The sequence below is a fragment of the Sorangium sp. So ce1036 genome, from assembly GCF_051369805.1.
Classification (GTDB): domain Bacteria; phylum Myxococcota_A; class Polyangia; order Polyangiales; family Polyangiaceae; genus Sorangium; species Sorangium cellulosum_F.
In genome coordinates, this window is sequence record NZ_JBBMOX010000002.1 from 623,181 (window position 1) to 644,657 (window position 21,477).

Below are 21,477 nucleotides of genomic sequence, written 5' to 3' on the forward strand. Positions count from 1 at the left end.
CCTCACTTCTTCTTCGTCTTCGCCGGCTTCCTCTTCGGCGCGGGCTGGGCCGCCTTCGGCGCGGGCCGGGTCGTCTTCGGCGCGGGCCGGGCCGCCTTCGGCGCAGGCCGGGCCGCCTCGCCGCGCGCCTTCGTCGAGCCCTTGCCCGAGGTCGCCTGCGCGCCGCGCCCCTTCTTCCCCGAGGCCGCGCGCGCGGGAGGCCGCGGCCGCGGCCGCGGGGAGAGCTCCTCGGCGTCGGGCGGGTAGGTCTCCACGATCGTCCTGCGGGTCGGGCCGAGGTGCTCGCGCACGGCGCGCTGCACGTCCTCCCGGGTCACCGCGAAGTAGCGGGCCAGCTCGCCGTTCAGGTGGGCCGCGTCGCCGAAGAGGAGCTCGTGCTCCCCGAGCGCCCGCGCCCGGGCGCTCGCGCCCGCGAGGCTCGCCACGAACGCCGACTGCAGGAGCCGGCGCGCCCTCGACAGCTCGGCCTGCGTCGGCCCCGCCGTCGCGAGCGACCGGATCTCGCCCTCGATGAGCTTCTCGACGTCGCCGACCCGGGCGCCGCCCGCGAGCCGCACGTCGATGGAGAACAGATCGGGCCCGCGGTGACCGTGCGTCGCGACCCGCACCGACTGCGCGGCCGCCTTGTCCCGGACGAGGAGCGCCGCGAGGCGCGAGCTCTCGCCGTGGCCGAGCAGGAAGGCCGCGAGCTCCAGCGCGCGGTGATCCGCCTTCGCGCGCGGCGGGATGGCCCACCCGTAGAGGATGGACGGGACGCGGACGGCGCTGTCCCGCACCACGGCGGTGCGCTGGCTGGTCTGCTCCGGGAACCGCACGTCCTTGAAGGGCGCCGCGGGGGCGGCGGGGATGTCGTCGAAGTACTTGTGGACGAGCTCCATCGCCTCGCCGGCGTCGAAATCGCCGGCGATGGTGAGCACCGCCCGGCCCGGGCCGTAGTGGGCGGCGTGGAAGTCGCGGACCCAGGCGAGCTCCGCGCCCGCGAGATCGGCCGCCTGGCCGAGCGCCGGGTGCTCGTGGGGCCAGTACCCCTGGAAGACGAGCGACCCGAGCCGGTCCGGGCCCTTCCCGTAGGCGGCGCCGAGCGCCGCGTCGCGGCGCTCCAGCGCCTCCTTGCGCTGCGCCTCGAACGCCGCCGCGCTCAGGTCGGGCGCCCGCATGCGATCGGCCTCGAGCCACAGGGCCAGCGCGAGCTCGTTCGCGGGCAGCGCCGTCGTGAAGGTCGTGCGATCGACCCCCGTGACGGCGGAGAGCTCGCCGCCGCGCTCGGCCACGAGGCGCCGCGGCTCGCCCGGCGGCGCGTTGCGGCTGCCCCGGGCCATCAGGCCGGTCACGAGGCTCGCCACGCCGCTCCTGCCGCTCGGCTCGTCCCGGGAGCCCGCGTCGTACGTCACGGCCACCGCGACGGTGGGCGAGCTCCTGTCGGCGCTCAGCACCACGCGCAGCCCGTTCTGGAGCGTGGCGCGCTCGACGGGCAGCGCGAGCGAGAGCGGCGCCTCCGCGGCGCCCGCGGCGGCCTTCGCGGCGCCCGCGGCGGCCTTCGCGGCGCCCGCGGCGGCCTTCGTCGGCTGGCCGGAGGGGGGCGCGGCGGAGGCAGGCCAGGGCGCGCCCGCGGTCAGCAGGCCGAGCGCCGCGAGCCCGGTCGTGAGGGCGCGGCGGAGCAGGAGGCGGCTCACCATCATCGACACGGCAAGGCGATAGCACGTCGCCGGCCCGGCGCGCCCGCGGCTCGACCCGGCGACCGCGCTTCACCCGGCCGGCCGACTCGCGTAGGCTCACGCGCAGCGCGCACGCGCACTGCGCCGCGCCGCCCCGAGCTCAGAGAGAACCGCCGATGCCCGACGCCGATACCCTGATGAAAGCCGTGGCCGGAACGCTCGTCTTCGTGGCCCTCGGGCTCGTCGTGTTCCTGCTCGCGTTCCTCCTCATCACGAAGCTCACCCCGTTCTCCATCCGCAAGGAGATCGAGGAGGACCAGAACACGGCCCTGGCGATCGTGATCGGCTCGGTGATCCTGGGGCTCGCCTGGATCATCTCGGCGGCCATCCACGGCTGACGCGCGGGGCTCGGCGTTGGCCTCGGCCGGGCCCGACCTCCTCGGCGCGCTGCCCGCGGGCCGCCGCGGCGCCTACCTGTGGGGCCGCGGCCCCGACCTCGCGGTGTTCGGCGGCTCCGCGGCGTTCGCGCTGGCGCTCGCGGCGCTCTCCGCGGGCGGCGAGCTGCCGACGTGGGGCTTCCTGCTCTTCGTGGTCGGCGTCGACGTGGCCCACGTGCACACGACGCTCTTCCGCACCTACCTCGATCGCGAGGAGCTGCGCCGCCACCCGGCGCTCTACGCCGCCGCGCCGGTCGCCTGCTACGCCGCCGGCGTCGCGCTGCACCTCGCCTCCGCGCTGACCTTCTGGCGCGCGCTCGCCTACGTCGCCGTGATCCACTTCGTCCGCCAGCAGGTCGGGTGGGTCGCGATCTACCGCGCGCTCGCGGGCGAGCGGTCGCGCCTCGATCGCTTCCTCGACGACGCGCTCGTCTACGCGGCGACGGGGTGGCCGCTCCTCCACTGGCACGCGCACGCCCCGCGCGCGTTCCACTGGTTCATGGACGGCGACTTCGTGACCGCGTCCTGGCTCGCGGCCGCGGTGGGCCCGCTCGGCGCCGTGTACGCCGCGCTCGCGGTCGCCTACGTCGCCCGCGCGATCCAGCGGGCATGGGTCGACCGCGCGCCGCTGAACCTCGGCAAGCACGTCGTCGTGGCGACGACCGCGGCGACCTGGTACGTCGGCATCGTCGCCACCGACAGCGATCTCCAGTTCACCGTGACGAACGTGATCGCCCACGGGGTGCCGTACATGGCGCTCCTGTTCATGTACGCCCGGGAGCGCGCCCGCGAGGCGCCCGGCTCGCTCCTCGCGCGGCTCCTCTCCGGCGGGCTGCTCGGCTTCCTCGGGCTCGCGCTGGCGCTCGCGTTCGCCGAGGAGATGATCTGGGACCGGCTCGTCTGGCACGACCGGCCGGAGCTCTTCGGCGGCGCCGGGGAGCCGCTCCTCGGGCCGCGCGCGCTGTCGCTGCTCGTGCCGCTGCTCGCGGTCCCGCAGGCGACCCACTACGTGCTCGACGCGGTGATCTGGCGACGCCGTCATACCGGCCCCGCCCAGGCGCGCGCGCTCGGGTTCCGGTCCGGCGACGCCGCGCGGGCAGCAAACGCCGCGGCATCGTGAGCGAGACAACGAGACGCGCCGCGCGCGGGCCGGCGAGACGAGAGGCTTGACCCGCGACGCAACTCCCGTAACCCTCGCCGCTCGCATGGCCTCGCTCGCGGCGCCCGTGCTCCCGCAACGTCCCGCCCGTCCCCCGCCCGGCGCGCGGCGCGGCGCCGCCCCGCGAGTCCCGGAACCACGGATCCGGAGGACATCTGGACATCCTGACAGCATGCGCCGTGTGCACGGCTCTTGCTTGCCATCGCGCCTACATGCTTGCGAAGCCCGAAGAGGTGACAGCAATGAATGAACCCTGGCCAACCGGCGGGCCCAGCACGCCGCGCGTGACGCCGATTCCCCCAAACCCGCGCGCCCCTGTCCTCCTGGTCGACGACGACGCCGAGCTCCGCGACATGCTGCGCGAGATGCTCGAATCCGCGGGTTACGACGTGTACTGCGCCAGCAACGGCCGGGAGGCGCTGGATCTCTTGCACCAGGCGGACCCGCCGCCTGGGCTCATCCTCCTCGATCTGATGATGCCGATCATGACCGGCGAGGAGATGCTCGCCGCGCTGAAGCAGGTGCACGCGCTGGCGGCCATCCCGGTGACCATCGTGTCCGGCCACGATGGCCCGCCCGAGGGGACAGGCTACCTGAAGAAGCCTGTCGACTTCGGCGCGCTGCTCGGCGTGGTCCAGAAGACCTGCGGCTAGACACCCGCCGTCGAGCCCGGCCGGCCGCGCTCGTGCAGCGCGGGGCGCGGGCTCGATCCGGCCCCGCGGGCCGGGCCTGCGCCGGGGTGCTCCCCCGAGGGCCCGGGCGGCGATCTCGGGGTCATCGCCGTGAACGCGAGGAGCCCGATCACCGTCAGGAGGAGCGCCAGCGCGAACGCCGCGGCGAGGAACAAGATACCGAGCGGCGCGCGGTCCTTCCCGACACCGCCTGGGCCATGATCCGGGTCCTCGTCGCGTCGCTCCGGCTCACCCACGCTTCGCCCTCCACCCGTGGCTGTGCTTACCGCCTCGCGCCGAGCGGCGCAACGGACGCAGCGAGGATCGGTGGGACCGCGCTCACCGCCGCGGATAGGCGTCCCGAGCGGACTCGCCATCACGGACATTGTCTGTCCGGAGCCCCCATCGCCGTCCGCCTCTGGCGGCAGTAGGTTCGCCGTCCCGGAGGGCGCGCGAATGGCAGAAGGCCTCACCAGCGACGATGTGGAGAAGAGCGGACAGGCGAGCTCGGACCGCCTGTGGATACTCGTCAGCGCAAGTCGACGTGAGTCGGCTCCAGGGTGCATGAACACGGGATATCCGCGGCAAACGGTGATCGTGCGCGATCGCGAGCACGTCCTCATCAGCGTTGATGTGGGGGAGGGCTCGGCGCTCGCCGTGCCGTTCAAGCCTTCCGAGCCCGGCGGCTCGGCGGCGAGGCTCGTCGTGCGGCTCGCCGCGCGCTCGACGCCGTGCGCCGGCTGCGTCGACGAGGGCCTGGCCAGGGCGGTCGAGGCGCTCGGCGGGCTCGACGCGGAGCGCGTGCTCTGCGCGATCCGGGCCGCCATCGCCCGCTGCGCGGAGCGCGCGCACGGCGAGCCGCCCCGCAGCGCGCCGGCGGCCGGCGGGCCCCTGCCCGGACGCCCGCCGATGCGGCTCACCCGCGCGCTCCGCCTCGCGCCGGCCAACGCGCCTCACGTGCCCGCGGCGGGCGCGCTCCCCGCGGAGAGCGATATCGACGTCATCCTGATCATCTGATGGGCGGTCAGAGCCAGCCATCACCGTTTGGCCGTCGGCCGCCCCCATGGGTGATCTGTATCCCGCGCTTCGATCTGGATAGGTCGAGCCTCGACCATCCCCGCCGATGGCCCGAGCCGCCTGGAGGCGTGCTGCCGCGCCGATCGGGTGCTCCACGGCTCGTTCACCTCCCCGGACGAGGCCGCTGCGCCGCTCGGCGTGGAGACTGGAGACGCGCCGGCCCTCGCTGGATCCGATGTCGGCGGGCCGACGCACCTTTCAGCTTTCGGAACGCAACGTCCATGCCGCTGAGTTCAACGCCCCGTCGCGCGCCGTGTCATTCGTGCTGCAACGTGGATTCGACTTGACAGCTCGGGGGGCCTTGGCGCTTCCTATACAGTTAAGACCTTATCCTAACCTGCACACGCCTTACCGGGCGCCCTGCGATCCGCGTTCTCTCGTTGGAAGCTCTCTCAGCAGGTCCGCCGCGCCCCGGCGCGGTGGGCTCGATCAGCGCCGTCACTTGAAAGAAGCAGTGAGGTAGTCCTATGTCCTTCTTCGTCTCACACCGTCCAGCTGTTGTTCTGGCACAGGTTGGTTTGCTCACCACGATGTCGTGGGGCTTCGCCGGGTGCGGCCCTGCGGAGCCGCAGGAGGATCCGGTCGGCGCCGACGGCCAAGCCGTCGTCGGTGAGCCCGGCGACGACGGGAGTGATGCCGACGCCGCCGGGGAAGCCTCCTTCACCTCGCGCGAGATCCTGCGGGGCCTGTCGTACCCGATGCGGATCGTCTGGGGGCCGGATGACCGCCTCTGGTTGACCGAGCGCGTGGGCAAGCGCGTCGTGCGCGTGAACCCGGAGGACGGCGCGCAGACGACCGCGATCACCGTCGAGGAAGCGTTCCAGTCGGGGGGGCAGGACGGGCTCCTGGCCCTGGCGTTGCACCCGGAGCTGCTCCAGGGCAAGGGGAGAGACTACGTGTATGTCTCCTACACCTATGACGTCGACCCCGGTCCAGCGGTGGAGCGCAGGACGAAGATCCGCCGCTACACGTACGACCCGGCGACCGAGACGCTGGGGAGCCCTCACGACGTCATCACGGGGCTGCCGGGGAGCGACGATCACAACTCCGCGCGGCTCCTGTTCGGGCCTGATCGGAGGCTCTATTACACCATCGGGGATCAGGGGAACAACCAGTTCGCCAGGAAGTGCAACCCGATCCGGGCGCAGGAGCTGCCCACGGCGGCCGAGGTCGCGGCGCAGGACTGGTCGAAGTACGTGGGCAAGATCCTGCGCATGAACCTCGACGGCTCGATCCCGGAGGACAACCCGAAGATCGACGGCATCCGCAGCCATATCTACTCGTACGGCCACCGGAACGCGCAGGGCCTCACGTTCGGCCGCGGCGGCAAGCTCTACGCGAACGAGCACGGGCCGAAGAGCGACGACGAGGTGAACCTCATCCGGCCCGGCAAGAACTACGGCTGGCCCCATGTCGTCGGCTATCAGGACGACAAGGCCTACACGTACGACAACTGGTCGGCCGCGAGCCCGACGCCCTGCGAGGATCTCGCCTGGGACGACCATGTGCCGCCCGCCTCCGTGCCGCGGCAGCCGGAGAGCGCCTTCAGCCACCCTGACTTCACCGAGCCGCTCCTCACCTTCTACACCGTCGAGAACGACTACAACTTCCGCGATACGGCGTGCGGGTTCCTCGAGTACATCTGCTGGCCGACGATCGCGCCCTCCTCGCTCCACTACTACCCCGCCGGCTACGGCATCCCCGGGTGGGGGCACTCGCTCCTGATGACCGCCCTCAAGAAGGGCGCGTTGTACCGGGTGAAGCTGAGCCCGAACGGGAAATCCGTGGTCGGCGAGCCCGTCGAGTACTTCAAGACCATCAACCGCTACCGCGACCTCGCGATGAGCCCGGATCGCCGGACGCTCTACGTGATCACGGACACCGCGGGGAACGCGAGCACGCCGGACGGTGGGGCCACGTGGCTGGTGGAGAACCCGGGAGCGATCCTGGAGTTCAAGTACACGGGATCGAACTGACGGCGCCTCTCTCTCGAGACCTCCCGCCGAGCTTGGGTGACGCAGTCCTAGGGCGACAAGCGGGTTGAAACCACCTGAAAAGTGCAGAAACTCGAGCCGCCAAGACGCCAAGGACGCCAAGGAGAGAATCAATTCTTGGCGTCCTTGGCGTCTTGGCGGTTGAGCTCTCGCTCGTTCAACGTGATCGGTGCTCTGGAGCGTCGTTGTCCAGGCTCGCTCCCGATCCCCGGATCCCTCCCGAAGTGAGCGGGGGGCCTCGACCAGCCCGCGCGGGAGGGGCGCCCGCGCCTCGCCTGCTGCTCAGCGCACCTCAGAGCCCGGCCGCTCGTGCGCTCGCGGGCTCAGGGGCGAGCGCGGTTGGGGCGTCGTGGTATCGATAGGGGGGTCGGGCGATGACACGATCAGGGGAGCGCGGGGCGGGGAGCGCGGCGATCGGCGCGCGCCGGGCGCTCGCGCCCGTCGCGCGGCCATGTCCGCCGGGGGAGGCGCGCGGGCTCGACCGCCCCGGCGTCGACGACGGCTGCCACGTCCCGCCGGGCCGCCGGGCGCGAGCGGCGCATGGCGAGCCTTCCCGGTGAATCTCCCCATGGAGATGCACCCTCCCTCCCCGTACACGATCCTCGAGACCCTCCACGAGGGCCGGAGTACCCGTCTGCTCCGCGCGGTCCGGAGCGCCGATGGCCTCCCGGTGATCTTGAAGGTCCTCGACCCGAGGAGCGGCCGCTCGCAGGACATCGAGCGCCTGCAGCGCGAGTACGCGATTGGCAAGCTGCTGGACGGCCACGAGGCCATCGTGCGCCCGCTCGCCCTCGAGACGTTCGAGGGGCTGCCGGCGCTCGTCATGGAGGATTTCGGCGGCGAGTCGCTCGATCACCTCATCGGCGCGCCCATGGCCCCCGAGCGGTTCCTCGAGCTCGCGGTCCGCATCGCGGCCTGCGTGGCGGAGCTCCACCGGCGGGACATCCTCCACAAGGATCTCAAGCCCCAGAACCTCGTCGTCAACACCACCACCGGCCAGGTGAAGATCGCCGATCTCGGCCTCGCCGCCCACCTCTCCCGCGAGCAGGCGCCGGCGGGGCCTCCCCGGCTCATCGAGGGCTCGTTGCCGTACCTGGCCCCGGAGCAGACGGGGCGGATGGACCGGGCGATCGACAGCCGCGCCGACCTCTACGCGCTCGGCGTCACGTTCTACCAGATGCTCACCGGGCGACTGCCCTTCGAGGCGCGGGATCCGCTCGAGTGGGTGCACTGCCACGTCGCCCGCGACCCGCCGCCGCCCTCCGCGGTCGTCCCGGCGCTGCCCGAGGTCCTCTCGGCGATCGTCCTGAAGCTCCTCGCCAAGATGGCGGAGGATCGCTACCAGAGCGCCCGCGGCCTCAAGCACGACCTCGAGCGGTGCCTCTCGGAGCACCGGGCCAGGGGCGCGATCGAGCCGTTCCCCCTGGGCGAGCGCGACACCTCCGGGTGCTTCCAGATCCCTCGGAAGCTCTACGGCCGCGAGGACGAGGCGACCGCCTTGCTGCGGGCGCTCGAGCGCGTGGTGGACACGGGGGCCCCCGAGCTCGTCCTGGTCTCCGGCTATTCCGGCAGCGGGAAGTCGGCGCTCGTTCACGCGCTCTGCGAGCCGATCGCCCGGGAGCGAGCCCTGTTTCTCGCGGGGAAGTTCGATCAGTGCAAGCGCGAGATCCCGCACTCCACGATCATCCAGGCCTTCCGGGAGGTCGTGCGCGAGGTCCTCGCCGCGCCGGAGGACCGGATCGCGGCCCTCCGGCGCCGGCTGCTCGGCGCCCTCGGGAGCAACGGACAGCTCATCGTGGATGTCATCCCGCAGGTCGAGCTCGTCATCGGCCGGCAACCGCCGGTCCCCGAGCTCCCGCCGGCGGAGGCGTCTCACCGGTTCCGCGCCGCGCTCCGGAGCTTCATCGGGGTGTTCACCCGGGAGGAGCGCCCCCTCGCGCTCTTCCTCGACGACCTGCAGTGGACCGACCTGGCGAGCCTCGAGCTCCTCCGTGATCTGCTGACGCACCCCGGGACGCGCAACCTCCTCCTCGTCGGCGCGTACCGCAGCAACAAGGTGACCCCCTCGCACCCGCTCATGCTGGCGCTCAACAAGGCGCGGAAGGACGGCGCGCGCATCTCGGACATCGCGCTCGGCCCGCTCTCGCGGGAGCACCTCGCCGCGCTCGTGAGCGACGCGCTCCGCTGCCGCCGCGAGGACGCGAGGGAGCTCGCGGACCTCGTCCACGACAAGACGGCCGGCAACCCCTTCTTCGCGATCCAGTTCCTCACCGCGCTGCACGAGGAGCGGCTCATCGCGTTCGACGAGCGCGCCGAGGTCTTCCGGTGGGACGTCGCGAAGATCCGTGAAAAGGGGTTCACGGACAACGTGATCGACCTGATGGTCGGCAAGCTCGTGCGGCTCCCCCCGAGCACCCAGGGAGCGCTGAAGCAGCTCGCCTGTCTCGGGAGCGCCGCCGACGTCGCCCTCCTCGCGACGGTCCGCGGCGGCTCGGTGGAGCAGGCGCACGAGGACCTCCGGGAGGCCGTCCGCGCCGGGCTCGTCCTGCGCCTGGACCCCGCGTACAAGTTCCTCCACGACCGGGTCCAGGAGGCCGCGTATTCGCTCATCCCCGAGGGCGAGCGGCCGGCCATGCACCTCGCGATCGGCCGGCTGCTCGCGTCGCGCACGGCGCCCGAGGAGCTCGAGGAGAAGATCTTCGAGATCGTCAATCAGCTCGACCGCGGCGCCCCCTTGATCACGTCGCAGGAGGAGCGCGAGCGGGTGGCCGAGCTCAACCTCATCGCGGGCAAGCGCGCCAAGGCGTCGACGGCCTGCGCCTCGGCGCTCAAGTACCTCGCCGCCGGCGGGGCGCTGCTCCCGGAGGACGGCTGGGAGCGACGGTACGCGCTCGCCTTCGCGCTCGAGCTCCACCGGGCCGAGTGCGAGTACCTCACCGGCGACCTCTCGGCGGCGGAGGAGCGGCTCTCGGCGCTCTCGCGCCGCGCCGAGAGCCTCATCGATCTGGCCGCCGTCACGTGCGTGCGCCTGGGCCTCTACACGACCATGGACCGCAGCGACCGCAGCGTCGAGGTGGGCCTCGACTACCTCCGCAGGGTCGGCATCACGTGGTCGCCGCACCCCACGGACGAGGAGGTGCAAGAGGAATACGAGCGGGTCTTCACGCTGCTCGGGGGCCGCGCGGTCGAGGATCTCATCGACTCGCCCCAGATGACCGATCCGGAGTGCCGCGCGACCCTCGAGGTCCTGACCCACGCCCAGTCGCCGGCCCTGTTCACCGACGCGAACCTGAACTGCCTCGTCGTGTCTCGGATGACGAACCTCAGCCTCGAGCACGGCAACGGCGACGCCTCGTGCATCGCATACACCTGGTTCGGCATGCTCCTCGGGCCGCGCTTCGGCGACTACCGCATGGCCTACCGGTTCGCCAAGCTCGGCCTCGACCTCTTGGAGCGCCGCGGGGCCCTCCGGTTCAAGTCCCGCGTCTATCTGGGCTTCGGGCACCGCGTCAACCCGTGGGTGAGGCACCTGCGCAGCGGCGTCGAGCTCCTGCGGCGCGGGTTCGAGGCGGGGCAGGAGACCGGCGATCTCACGTACGCTTCGTACAACAAGAACTGCCTCATCACGCTCCTGCTCGCCGCCGGAGAGCCCCTCGGCGAGGTGCAGCGGGAGGCAGAGGGCGCGCTCCTCTTCGTGCGGCGGGCGCGGTTCGGCCTCGAGATCGCCATCATCACCGTGCAGCTCCAGCTCATCCGGGCGCTCCGGGGCCTCTTGCCCGATCTCGCCTCGTTCAACGACGCGGACTTCGACGAGCGCCGGTTCGAGCAGCGCCTGGAGGGCGATCCGCGCCTCGCGATCGCGACCTGCTGGTACTGGATACGCAAGCTGCAGGCGCGCTTCCTCGCGGACGACCTCGACGCCGCGCTCGAGGCCGCGGAGAAGGCGCGGCCGCTCCTCTGGACGACAGGCTCGTTCTTCGAGGTGGCCGAGTATCATTTTTATGGAGCGCTCGTGCGGGCGGCGCGCTGCCGCGCGGGCGACGCCGGCGAGCGGCGCCGGCACCTGGAGGCCCTCCTCGCCCACCAGGAGCAGATCGACGCCTGGGCGGAGAGCTGCCCCGACAACTTCGGCGATCGGGCGGCGCTGATCGGCGCCGAGGTCGCGCGCCTCCGCGGCGAAGGGGACCTTGCGGCGCAGCGGTACGAGCAGGCCATTCGCCGCGCGCGCGAGGGCGGCTTCGTCCACAACGAGGCGCTGGCCTACGAGATCGCGTCGAGGTTCTACCGGGAACGCGGGTTCGACCTGATCGCCGACACCTACCTCCGCGAGGCCCGCGCCGGCTACGCCCGCTGGGGGGCGGACGGCAAGGTCCAGCGGATCGATGAGCAGAGCCCGCGCCTCTGGGATACGAGGCCGCTCGCCCCGACGGCCTCCTTCGCGGCGCGGCCCGAGCAGCTCGACCTGCTCTCGGTGATCAAGGCGTCTCAGACCATCTCCAGCGAGATCGTCCTCGACAAGCTCCTGCGCACGCTGCTCAGGGTCGTCCTCGAGCAGGGCGGCGCGCAGCGCGCCTGCCTCGTCCTGGCTCAGGACGAGCGCCTCTCCATCGGCGCCGAGGCGACCCTCGAAGAGAGCGGGGGAGTGGCGATCTCCCTCCCGCGCTCGACGGAGGACGCCTCTCGGCGCGTCCCCATGTCGCTCGTCCGCTACGTCCACCGGACGAAGGAGCACGTCATCCTGGTCAACACCGCGGCCAGCGTGGGCCGGTTCTCCGGCGACGAGTACTTCGCGCGGCACAAGCCCCGATCGCTCCTCTGCATGCCCATCCTGAGGCAGGCGGAGGTGGCGGGCCTGCTCTACCTCGAGAACACCCTCCTCGCGGGCGCGTTCCCGCCGGAGCGGCTCACCACCCTCTCGCTCCTCGCCGCGCAGGCGGCGATCTCCCTGGAGAACGCGCGGCTCCTCGCCAGGGAGCAGTCCGCGCGGACCGCGGCCGAGGCGGCCGGGCGACGCGCGGCCTTCCTGGCCGAGGCCGGGGAGATCCTCTCCGGGTCGCTCGATGACGAGGAGACGCTGTCGCACATCACGCGGCTGTCGGTGCGATCGCTCTGCGACTGGTGCGTGATCGACCTCGTTGAAGGGGAGGATCTCCGGCGATCCTTCTGGGCGCACCGGGATCCCGCGAAGGAGCCGCTGTTCGACCAGCTGAATCGGCGGTATCGCCTCGACTGGCGCGCGTCCGACCCGGCGGCCAGGGTCCAGCGGGGCGAGGGGCCGCTCCTGGTCCCCGAGCTCTCGGAGGAGGACCTCCGGAAATACGCCGAGGACGAGGGGTACGTGGCGCTCCTCCGCGATCTCGGGGCGCGCAGCTTCATCAGCGTGCCGCTCGTGGCGCGGGGGCGGCCGATCGGCGCGCTGAGCGTCATCTCGGCCGCCCCCGGGCGCCGTTACGGGGAGGCCGACCTGGAGCTCGTCCAGGAGGTGGCGCGCAGGGCCGCGCTCGCGATCGACAATGCGTGGCTGTACCGCGCTGCCCAGGACGCCGTTCGCCTGCGGGACGAGTTCCTCACCGTGGCGACGCACGAGCTCAACACGCCGATGACGTCGCTCACGCTCTCGCTCGAGGCCATGGATCGGAGCCTCCACGGGGGCCGGCCGTTCGACCCGCAGGCGATGGGCAAGCAGGTCGAGCGCGCGCTGCGGCAGGCGACGCGCCTGGCCCGCCTGAACAGCGAGCTCCTCGAGGTCTCACGCATCCAGATGGACCGGGTCTCGCTCGATGTCGAGGAGGTCGACCTCGGGGCGGTCGTCCGCGAGGTGACCGCGCGATTCGAGCTGGATCTGGCGCGCACCGGGTGCTCGGTCTCGCTGCGGACCAGCGGCCGGCTCGTGGGCCGCTGGGATCGCTCCCGCGTCGATCAGATCGTCACGAACCTCCTCGCCAACGCCATCAAGTTCGGCGCGGGCAAGCCCATCGAGATCGTCGCCGGCGAGGAGGCCGGGGCGGTGCGCCTCTCGGTGACGGATCACGGGATCGGCATCGATCCGGCGCGCCAGCCGCGGATCTTCGACCGCTTCGAGCGCGCCGTGTCCGACCGGCACTACGGCGGGCTGGGGCTCGGCCTGTACATCAGCCGCCAGATCGCGGAGGCGCACGGCGGCTCGATCCGTGTCCAGAGCGCGCCCGGCGCCGGCGCCACGTTCACCGTCGAGCTCCCCGGGGCCGGGCCGCCTGTGTCGCCGCGCGCGCCGGCCTGCTCGCGCGATTCGATCTAGGCGCAGCAACACCGCGCCGCGCCGCGCGCGGCGACCCGAAGACGTGCTGCATGGGGCATGTCAACCGCCGCCGGCGCGACGCCATCGCTCGGAGCGCTTACGAGAGCTACCTCCAGAGCCGGCGGCGGGGTCTTTGACGGGGCGCCCGGTCGACCGTGGCCGAACCTGAGCCCCCATGCCTCGGACCCCTGGCGCGCTTCCGCGGACCGGGGCGAGGACGCGCCCGACGGCGAGAGCGAGCGCGAGGCGGCAGCGCGCGAGTACTGGGACACGCTCAATCGGGAGGCCCCGCCGTGGGACAGCGACCCGGATCAGGCGCACTGGCTCGCGGCGGTCCACGCCGCTCGAAGGAAGGCGCTGGACGACGATGTGGTGCCGGAAAAGGCACGTTAATCACCTGAGGATCGCCATCGCCGCGATGTCGCTCGAAGCGCCCGGGATCCCGACGGGGGGAAGCGCTCCCTCGAAGGTCGAGCGACCCCTTCCGAGGCCGGGAGCCAGGCTCCGAGGATTCCAGCGGGCGCTCTCAACGCTCGAGGACGACCCCCGGCGCGCCGCGCCGGCCGCTTCAAGCGTCGAGAGCGCCGACTGGGCGGCCGAGCCGGCCCTTTCAAGCGTTGAAAACGCCGGCTGGGCGGCCGAGCCGCCGCTTCAAGGCTTGCAGCAAGCGTTGCAACGGGCGGTTCGCCCGTTTCAAGCGTTGAAAGCGCCGACTGGGCCTCCGAGTCGCCGCTTCAAGGCTTGCAGCAGCCGTTGCGACGGGCGGCTCGGCCGTTTCAAGCGCCGGGCCGGGCCTCCGTCGCCCCGGGCACGACGGGCCGACGGCGCCGGCGGGGAGGCCGACGGCGGGCGGCCGACGGCGACCTCGCCCGCTCCCGCGGAGCCCTCGAGCTCGCGGAGCCCTCGTTCGCGACACCGAGGAGCCGATCCTTCGGATGAGGCGGCCGCCGCGCGCGGGGGCCGCACCCCCCGCGCGAGCGCGTCGCGGCGCCGCTACTGCGCAGCGCCGATCTGGTCGAGGAAATTGATGTACTCGTCGACCCTGTCCCCCGGGACCACGTCGAGGCCGATGTCGACCTTGTCGCCGCCGACGAGCTGCGGAGCGAGGATCGCCCTGGTCGCGTCGAGGCCGATGGTCTTGATGCCATAGAGGATGTAGGGCACGAGGTACCCTTCGTAGTACTGCCGCTGCGTGTGCGTGGCCGCGATGCGACCTGCGCGCATGAGCTCGACGGTCTTCGGCTCGAAGTCGAACGCGACGACGGGGATCTCTGGCTTGCCCGCCGCCTCCGCGGCCAGCGCGCACCGGTACGAGAGGTTGAACAGGCCGAGCATGCCCACGACGGGCGGATCCGCGGCCTCGATCAGGGCTCTCTGTGCGCGGCGTCCCCGCCCACGTCGGCAGCCTCGTTTGCTGCGCAGCCCGCCGCCATCAGCGTGAGCCCGAAGGCCGTCATCCAACGTCGTCGCATCGCGGTCATGATACCCTTCCTGGAGCAAAGGTCGTTCGGTCGCGCGCGGTGGCCTGCGTGAGGGTCTGTCCTGGAATCAATGTCGCGGCGAGCTCATCTCCAGATTTCGCATGTGACGGAGATGGGCGTCAGGTCGACGAAGGTGTCGCCGTCGATGGTCCACCTGTTCATGTAACGATGCTTGTTCGCCCCGAACTCGTCGAACTCGTACTCGGCGGCCGCCCCGGCATACCGGACCGGGATTCCCGCGCGGAGCTTGGCCATGGCCGTCCCCAGATCACGCCACGAGGCCACCTCGTGGTCGGGGCTGTTGAGCTCGCGGAGGATATTCTGCAGCTCGCGTCCGGATGGCGGGAGCGTCACGCCCGTCGCCTGGGCGTACGTGATGCCCATCGCGATGAGGACGACGCCGTCGTAATAGAAATGCGCCGCGGGGAACGGCGCCTGTCCGTTCCAGTGGTCGGCGAAGTGCCTGATGAAGGCGGCGGCGTTCCCGGTCGCGCAGTCGACCGTGTCCTCTTCCTCGTCCACGACGCGACACTCGCTCCGCAGGCTGAGCGTGGGCGAGACCCCGATGTAGCCATCGAGGGAGCCCGCCGGGATGTTGGCGAGGAACACCTCGGTGCGGAGCGCAGGGCCGAGCAGCCAGGTGCCCCGGTGTCCGGAGATGGCCCATTCGGTGATGAGGGTCGAGGCGGTGGCGGGGTAGGCGGCGAGCAGCGTGCTGCCGACCTGCGGCGCGAGGGCGGACTCGATCTTGCTCAGGTACGTCTGCTCGCCCGACGTGATCGTCACCGAGGGGAGGACCCTGCCCCCGATCAGCGCGAAATGGCTCGTGAATTCGCTGCTGACGCTGGTGTTGTAGTCGTCCCGCGCCGCGATGCTGTTCACGGCGTCGACGTCCTCGCGGAGGGCGTGCTTCGCCAGCGCGCAGCCGACGGCGAGCGGGGACGCGGCGAGCCGCATCCAGCCTCCGCTCACCTCGCTGCGCGCGACGGAGGGCGCCGCGTACCCCGGCATCATGTGGAACACGTTGCGCCCCTTCACGTCCGGTACGATCTCACGGGCGAGATCGTTCTCCTCGGGCCCGATCAGGTAGTCGACCCGATCCGTGTAAAGCAGCTCGAGGAGCTGGCCGAGCCCGCGCTCCGAGCTCGAGTGGCTGTCCCGGCTCAGGAGGTCGAACGGCCTGCCGTCGAGCCCACCCGCCGCGTTCAGGTCCTCGACGGCGAGCAACATGGCCTGCTCGAGGTTGCGGCCGATGGCCGACTCGCTGCCGGAGAAGGGCAGGAGGGCGCCCACGACCACCGCATTCTCGGGGCGATCGGGCGCTGTCGGCGAGCATGACGCCGAGAGCAGGGACGCGAGTCCCACAAGCAGCCCCGTCTCCACACAGCGCAATCGTCGCCTGAGATGAGCGTGCCGCTTGCCGTCTCGAGCACGGCGATCCGGAGCGGCGCGCAGCCGAAGGAACATTCGTGACCCCCGAGACGATGACACCGCGTCGCGAGCGGATCTGTCAAGGGCGTATGAAATGAACAGCGAGCATGAGGATCGCAGGTCAGGATGGGAATTCACGTCATTGTGCGACGCGGCGCACCTGGCCTTGTCCGGGACGCGTGTGCGCTTGTGGAGCAGGAGCACGTGGGATGGCGGGCGCTCGAGTTCCTGTCCGCGACACCGAGGCGCCATCGTTCGTTGACGCGGCCGCCGCGAGGAGGAGCGCGTGAGCGCGGTGCCCCGCGGCGGTGCGCCGGGAGGCGCGGGCGAGCCGCCGGGAAGGGCGGGCGAGCCGCCGGGAGGCGCGGGCGTGGCGCGCGCCCCCCGGGCGTCCCCGGCCTCCGAAATTTGGCCCGCTCCCCTCGGGCGTGCGAACCGGGGGCCTGGAGACCTCTGGAAGGATGACCAGCACTCGCTCCCACGCCGAGCTCGTCACGCTTCGCAAGCTCGCGCAGGACCTCGCCGCCCAGCGCAAGGAGCGCCTGTCGAGCGTGCACCTCCTCGCAGCCGTCGCCCTGCGCGGAGGCCCCGCGGCGGACCTGCTCCGCGACCGGCGGCTCGACGACGAGGCCCTGCTCAAGGCGACCCGCTCGGTCGACGACGAGGGCCCCGATCCGATCGGCCGGGCCATGGGGGGCGCGCGCGACGTCGCCAAGCGGGCGGCCGCGAAGGAGCCCGCGGCGCTCCACCTGCTGCTCGCGCTGCTGTCCGACCGCACCTCGGCCGCCCACCGGGCGCTCACGCAGTCCGGGGTCGATCTCGCGCGGCTGCGGACCGCGGCGCTGCAGATCGCGCTCGGCGTCGTGCACGCGCGGCGCGCCGTGCCGTCGCGCGCGCCCCGTGACGGCGACGCGCCGGACAGGTCGCCGGCGGCGCCCAGGGCGTCCGCGGCGCGCCGCGCCCGCGGCGAGGCCGCAGGCCCGGCGCGCTCGCCCGCCGAGCTCCGGCAGGCGCAGGGGCCCGGCGTCGCCGTGCCCGAGCTGCGGCCGCCGGCGAAGGGCCCGGGCGTCGCGGTCTCCGAGCTGCGGCCGTCGGCGAAGGGGCCCGGCGTCGCCGTGTCCGAGCTGCGGCCGTCGGCGCGGGGCCCCGGCGTCGCCGTGCCCGAGCTGCGGCCGTCGGCGCGGGGCCCCGGCGTCGCCGTGCCGCTGTTCCCGCCGCCGCGCCCGCAGAAGCCCGCGGCGCCGGCGGAGGACGCGCCCGCCGCCGCCGAGCCGCTCGCCGCCGTGGCCCTGGCGCCCCGGAGCGCCGCCGCGGCGCCGGACCACGCGAGCGCCGCGGGGTGGCCGCTCGGGGCCGCCGCGGCGGCGAGCCCCGCGGCGCGCTTCGCCCTCTTCACCCTCGACCGCGCGCGCTTCCCGGCCCTCGCCTCGCTCGGCCACAACCTCTCGCTCGCGGCGGCGCAGGGCGAGCTCGAGCCGGTCGTCGGCCGCGAGCGCGAGATCGAGCAGGCGCTCGACGTCCTCGCCAAGCGCCACGCGAACAACCCCTGCCTCCTCGGTCCGGCGGGCGTGGGCAAGACCTCGGTCGCGCGCGGCGTCGCGCAGCGGCTCGCCTTCGACGAGCGCGAGCCGCGCGTGGTCGTCGAGATCGTGCCCTCCGAGCTCCTCTCCGGCACGGGCGCGCGCGGCGCGCTCAGCGAGCGGTTCGCCGCGCTGCGGGCGGAGCTCCGCGAGGCGGGCGGGCGGGTGATCCTGTTCATCGACGGGCTGTCGGAGCTCTTCGGCAGCGGCGCGCTCGACGAGGCCATGGCCGAGCTCAAGCTCGCGCTCGCCCGCGGCGAGATCACGCTCATCGGCACCGCCACGCCCGAGGAGTACCGGAAGAGCATCGAGGTCGATCCGGCGCTCGCGCGGCGCTTCACGGTGGTCGAGATCGACGAGCCCGAGGAGGACGAGGCGTTCCTCCTGCTCCAGAGCGTCGCGGTGGGGCTCGGCGCGCACCACGGGCTCTCGTTCACCGACGAGGCGCTGGCGTCGGCCGTCGCCTGGTCGGTGCGCTACCTGCCCGGGCGCGCGCTGCCCGACAAGGCGCTCTCGATCCTCGACCTGGCCGGCGCGCGCACGCGGCGGCGCGCGCCGCAGGGCGCGCCGGGCGAGCGCGCTCCGGTGGGGGCGCCGGGCGAGCGCGCTCCGGTGGGGGCGCCGGGCGAGCGCGCCGCGCTGGGCGCGGCCGCGCGGCAGGTGGGCCCGGCCGAGGTCGCCGAGGTGGTCGCCGAGCTCGCGGATCTGCCGGTCGAGCGGCTGCTCGAGACCGACCGCGAGCGGATGCTCGCGCTGGAGTCGCTGCTCGCCGAGCGGGTCGTCGGCCACGGCGCGGCGCTCGCGCGCATCGCCCGGGTGCTCCGCCGGAACGCGGCCGGGCTGCGCGCGCGCCGCCCGATCGGGTCGTTCCTGCTGCTCGGGCCGACCGGCGTGGGCAAGACGGAGACGGCGAAGGCGATCGCCGAGGCGCTGTTCCACTCGGCGGACGCCATGACGCGGCTGGATTTCTCCGAGTACGCCGAGTCGCACGCGGTGGCGCGCCTGGTGGGCGCGCCGCCCGGCTACGTGGGCCACGAGGCGGGCGGCCAGCTCACCGAGGCGGTGCGGCGGAGGCCGTACCAGGTGGTGCTGCTCGACGAGATCGAGAAGGCGCACCGCGACGTGCTCGAGGCGTTCCTGCAGGTCTTCGACGAGGGGCGCCTGACCGACGGCCGCGGCCGCAGGGTCGACTTCACGAACACCGTCCTCGTGATGACGTCGAACCTCGGCGCGGCCGAGGCCGGCGCGCTCAAGGCCGAGCGCTCCGTGGGCTTCAGCCGCGCGTCCTCGGCCCCGTCGCCCGAGCGCCTCGGCGAGGTGATGCTGTCCGCGGCCCGCGCCGCGCTCCCGCCCGAGCTCTACAACCGCATCGACGAGGTGCTCTGCTTCGCGCCGCTCACGCGGGCGGACGTCGCCGAGATCACGCGCCGGCTCCTGGGCGGCCTCGAGCGCGAGCTCGAGGCGCGCGGCGTCGCGCTCGAGGTCGAGCCGGAGGCGATCGACGCGCTGCTCGACGCGGGCGGGTTCGACCCGGAGCTCGGCGCGCGGCCGATGAAGCGCACGATCGCGCGCCTCATCGAGGCGCCGCTCGCGGAGCTCATCCTGCGCGGTCAGCTCGAGGAGGGCGCCGCGGCGATCATCGGCGTCGAGCAGGGCGAGATCGTGGTCGACGCGGTCGCGCGGGCCGGCGAGCGGCGCTACGCCGCGTGCTCGAGCTGAAGGCCGAGGGCCTTCGGGTCGAAGTACGACTTGAACCGCGTGATCACGCCGGCCGGGTGCTCGATGACGCTCACGCCGTCGTACGAGAAGGCGGCCCCGTGCGACAGCGTCCCGCGGCTCGTCCACTCGAGGAACGAGGCGCACTCCGACTCGACGACGCACCGGAACTCGGAGCGCACCTCGCTGAAGGTGTGGCGGTAGCTGCGCCAGAAGTTGCGGGCGCCGTCCTGGCCGTGGAGCGGCCTCGTGATCGCGGGGTTGCTGAGCTCGGCGTCGGGCCCGAACAGCGCGGCCATGGGCTCGACGTTGCCGTCTGTCTCGATCCGACGCAGGGCGTCGATGAAGTCGCTCGCCTTCGACATGGTGCCTCCTGCCGGAGGGGCGCCTGCAAGGCGCAGACCTGACCCTCCACGCCGTCGCCGAGCTCATCCGCGGTCGATTCCCCGTAAGCGGTTAGTCCGGGTGTGCGCGTCTTGCTCCGCTCACGCGAGCTCGCTCTGGAGCGTGCGCTCGCGCGGTACCGGAGCCGCGCCCTGTCGGATCATCAAGAGACCAGACGGCCCCGGCTCAGTGTCCAGCCCATCGATCCCTGCGAGCGCGTCCGGCGTGGCGCAGAGGCCGCCGACGTCCTCGATGGGCGCCCATTCACCGACGCGGGCCAGCGCACCGCCGAGGATCTCCGGGTCGAGCATCGACCGGACCGCCACAGGCGCTGTGTGGAGACATACGTTGGCGTGAAAGCGCGCGCTCAGGCACGTCCGCCGCGCGAGGTCCATCTGAAGCGCCGATGCGACCGTCATGACCTCTTCGCGCGCCGCGAGCGTCTCGGTCGCGTCACCCCAGAGCAGGCGCATCGCCAGGATCTCGCTGCCTGTCGTCGAGACCAGAATGAGCCCTGCCTGCCGCATCCTCCGCTCGGCGAAGTCGAGGGTTCCGCCGAGCTCATCGGCGAGCTCATCGTCGAAATCGTCCTCGTCGATGCGCGCGCGGAGCTCGACGTGGATGGCGATCGCGTTCACCGTCAGCCCGGGCAGCGTATCCCGCCCGGACGCAGCCTCGCCCACGGCCTCGCGCAGCTCGTGCAGGAAGCTCGCCACCGATGGGTAGCGGTGCTCCGGGAGCTTCTCGAGGCAACGGAGCACGACGGCATCGATCGCCGGCGAGAGCGGGATGCGGCGGCTGGGCTTGGGCGGCGGCTCCTCGAGGTGCTGCCGCGCGAGCTCGGCGGCGTCGGGGGAGTGGAAGGGGAGGGCTCCGGTCAGCATGCGATGAAGCAGGACGCCGAGCGCGTAGACATCCACCCGCATGTCGATAGGACCGCCCAGGATCTGCTCGGGCGCCATGATGCTCGGCGTGCCCAGGGTGCGGCCCGCCGTGGTGAAGCCCATGGCGGTCTCCGCCGATCCGAGCATCTTCGCGACGCCGAAGTCGAGGAGCTTGACGGCGCGGGGGACCTTCTTTGTCACGAAGACGTTGCTGCCCTTGACGTCGCGATGGACGATGCCGGCATGGTGGGCGGCTTCGAGCGCTGAGCAGACCGGTTCAAGCAGCTTCAGCGCCTCTTCTGGAGAGAGCCGACCCTCCTGCCGCGTGAGCACGTCGAGGGTCACGCCCTCAAGATACTCCATGACATAGAACGGCCTGCCGTCCTCCAGCTCCCCCGCGGCGAATATCTCCACGATGCCAGGGTGCTTGAGGAGCCGGACCACCTCGACCTCGCGCAGGAAGCGCTTGACGATCTTCGGCGAGGCCGCCAGCCCGCGGTGGAGCACCTTCAGCGCCACACGATCGCCCGTGTGCCGGTGCCTCGCTCCGTACACCGCTCCGCATCCCCCGCTGGCAAGCAAAACGTCGATGACGTAGTCGCCGACTTGCGCTCCGCCAGGCAGATCGCCGCCGAGAGGCGGCTGGTCCAACAAGAACATCGATTTCGTCTCCTGCTCGTCGTCCATGGCTCCCCCGGCAAGGCTCACGCTCTGAACGATTGGCTCCATCA

General features: G+C 72.5%; 14 protein-coding genes. 7 read left to right on the forward strand and 7 right to left on the reverse strand.

The annotated features are described in order from the left end of the window. Positions 1–2: 2 nt before the first annotated feature. On the reverse strand, positions 3–1,679 hold the full coding sequence (locus WMF31_RS39350) for a M16 family metallopeptidase (protein ID WP_436607590.1): 1,677 nt from the start codon (positions 1,677–1,679) through the stop codon (positions 3–5). Between the two features lie 152 nt (positions 1,680–1,831). On the opposite strand from WMF31_RS39350, the gene WMF31_RS39355 reads away from it, so the two are divergent. The 3 genes from WMF31_RS39355 (at position 1,832) to WMF31_RS39365 (ending at position 3,904) form a co-directional block, all read left to right on the forward strand. Then, complete coding sequence (locus tag WMF31_RS39355) at positions 1,832–2,053, forward strand: DUF350 domain-containing protein (protein ID WP_436607019.1); 222 nt, start codon at positions 1,832–1,834, stop codon at positions 2,051–2,053. Between the two features lie 16 nt (positions 2,054–2,069). Next, positions 2,070–3,212 (forward strand): hypothetical protein, encoded by a 1,143-nt coding sequence (locus tag WMF31_RS39360; RefSeq protein ID WP_436607020.1) that lies wholly within the window; start codon positions 2,070–2,072, stop codon positions 3,210–3,212. A gap of 281 nt (positions 3,213–3,493) precedes the next feature. Continuing rightward, positions 3,494–3,904, forward strand: coding sequence for a response regulator (locus WMF31_RS39365; RefSeq protein WP_129355307.1), 411 nt, complete (start codon positions 3,494–3,496; stop codon positions 3,902–3,904). Here WMF31_RS39365 and WMF31_RS39370 read toward each other — a convergent pair. Further along, a complete protein-coding gene (locus WMF31_RS39370; RefSeq protein WP_436607021.1) occupies positions 3,901–4,179 on the reverse strand; it encodes a hypothetical protein in 279 nt (92 codons plus the stop codon). The genes WMF31_RS39365 and WMF31_RS39370 overlap by 4 nt on opposite strands. A gap of 307 nt (positions 4,180–4,486) precedes the next feature. On the opposite strand from WMF31_RS39370, the gene WMF31_RS39375 reads away from it, so the two are divergent. Together WMF31_RS39375 and WMF31_RS39380 are read left to right on the forward strand one after the other, a co-directional pair. After that, on the forward strand, positions 4,487–4,939 hold the full coding sequence (locus tag WMF31_RS39375) for a hypothetical protein (RefSeq protein WP_436607022.1): 453 nt from the start codon (positions 4,487–4,489) through the stop codon (positions 4,937–4,939). Positions 4,940–5,517: 578 nt separating this feature from the next. After that, positions 5,518–6,975, forward strand: coding sequence for a glucose/sorbosone family PQQ-dependent dehydrogenase (locus WMF31_RS39380; protein ID WP_436607023.1), 1,458 nt, complete (start codon positions 5,518–5,520; stop codon positions 6,973–6,975). A gap of 401 nt (positions 6,976–7,376) precedes the next feature. Here WMF31_RS39380 and WMF31_RS39385 read toward each other — a convergent pair whose 3' ends face one another. Further along, entirely contained in the window at positions 7,377–7,535 is a 159-nt protein-coding gene (locus WMF31_RS39385; protein ID WP_436607024.1) for a hypothetical protein, read from the reverse strand. A 26-nt stretch (positions 7,536–7,561) separates the two neighbouring features. Between WMF31_RS39385 and WMF31_RS39390 the strand changes: the two genes are divergently transcribed. Further along, positions 7,562–13,270 carry a sensor histidine kinase gene (locus WMF31_RS39390; protein ID WP_436607025.1) on the forward strand — a complete coding sequence of 1,903 codons (5,709 nt, stop codon included), beginning with the start codon at positions 7,562–7,564 and terminating at the stop codon, positions 13,268–13,270. Positions 13,271–14,263: 993 nt separating this feature from the next. Here the strand turns inward: WMF31_RS39390 and WMF31_RS39395 are convergent. Together WMF31_RS39395 and WMF31_RS39400 are read right to left on the reverse strand one after the other, a co-directional pair. Further along, positions 14,264–14,611, reverse strand: a complete 348-nt coding sequence (locus WMF31_RS39395; RefSeq protein WP_436607026.1) for a hypothetical protein — start codon at positions 14,609–14,611, stop codon at positions 14,264–14,266. Positions 14,612–14,835: 224 nt separating this feature from the next. Beyond that, positions 14,836–16,116 (reverse strand): ABC transporter substrate-binding protein, encoded by a 1,281-nt coding sequence (locus WMF31_RS39400; protein ID WP_436607027.1) that lies wholly within the window; start codon positions 16,114–16,116, stop codon positions 14,836–14,838. Between the two features lie 527 nt (positions 16,117–16,643). Here WMF31_RS39400 and WMF31_RS39405 point away from each other — a divergent pair. Continuing rightward, positions 16,644–19,481, forward strand: a complete 2,838-nt coding sequence (locus tag WMF31_RS39405; RefSeq protein ID WP_436607028.1) for an AAA family ATPase — start codon at positions 16,644–16,646, stop codon at positions 19,479–19,481. On the opposite strand, the gene WMF31_RS39410 is transcribed toward WMF31_RS39405, so the two are convergent. Both WMF31_RS39410 and WMF31_RS39415 read right to left on the reverse strand, forming a co-directional pair. Then, positions 19,460–19,843 carry a nuclear transport factor 2 family protein gene (locus WMF31_RS39410; protein ID WP_436607029.1) on the reverse strand — a complete coding sequence of 128 codons (384 nt, stop codon included), beginning with the start codon at positions 19,841–19,843 and terminating at the stop codon, positions 19,460–19,462. The genes WMF31_RS39405 and WMF31_RS39410 overlap by 22 nt on opposite strands. Positions 19,844–19,963: 120 nt before the next feature. Continuing rightward, a complete protein-coding gene (locus WMF31_RS39415; protein WP_436607030.1) occupies positions 19,964–21,433 on the reverse strand; it encodes a serine/threonine-protein kinase in 1,470 nt (489 codons plus the stop codon). Positions 21,434–21,477 lie beyond the last annotated feature (44 nt).

Bases quoted from the DNA above. Each gene is read 5' to 3' on its own strand.
- WMF31_RS39350 (WP_436607590.1), bottom strand. From the start codon at position 1,679: ATGATGGTGAGCCGCCTCCTGCTCCGCCGCGCCCTCACGACCGGGCTC.
- WMF31_RS39355 (WP_436607019.1), top strand. From the start codon at position 1,832: ATGCCCGACGCCGATACCCTGATGAAAGCCGTGGCCGGAACGCTCGTC.
- WMF31_RS39365 (WP_129355307.1), top strand. From the start codon at position 3,494: ATGAATGAACCCTGGCCAACCGGCGGGCCCAGCACGCCGCGCGTGACG.
- WMF31_RS39375 (WP_436607022.1), top strand. From the start codon at position 4,487: ATGAACACGGGATATCCGCGGCAAACGGTGATCGTGCGCGATCGCGAG.
- WMF31_RS39385 (WP_436607024.1), bottom strand. From the start codon at position 7,535: ATGCGCCGCTCGCGCCCGGCGGCCCGGCGGGACGTGGCAGCCGTCGTC.
- WMF31_RS39390 (WP_436607025.1), top strand. From the start codon at position 7,562: ATGGAGATGCACCCTCCCTCCCCGTACACGATCCTCGAGACCCTCCAC.
- WMF31_RS39405 (WP_436607028.1), top strand. From the start codon at position 16,644: ATGACCAGCACTCGCTCCCACGCCGAGCTCGTCACGCTTCGCAAGCTC.
- WMF31_RS39410 (WP_436607029.1), bottom strand. From the start codon at position 19,843: ATGTCGAAGGCGAGCGACTTCATCGACGCCCTGCGTCGGATCGAGACA.
- WMF31_RS39415 (WP_436607030.1), bottom strand. From the start codon at position 21,433: ATGGACGACGAGCAGGAGACGAAATCGATGTTCTTGTTGGACCAGCCG.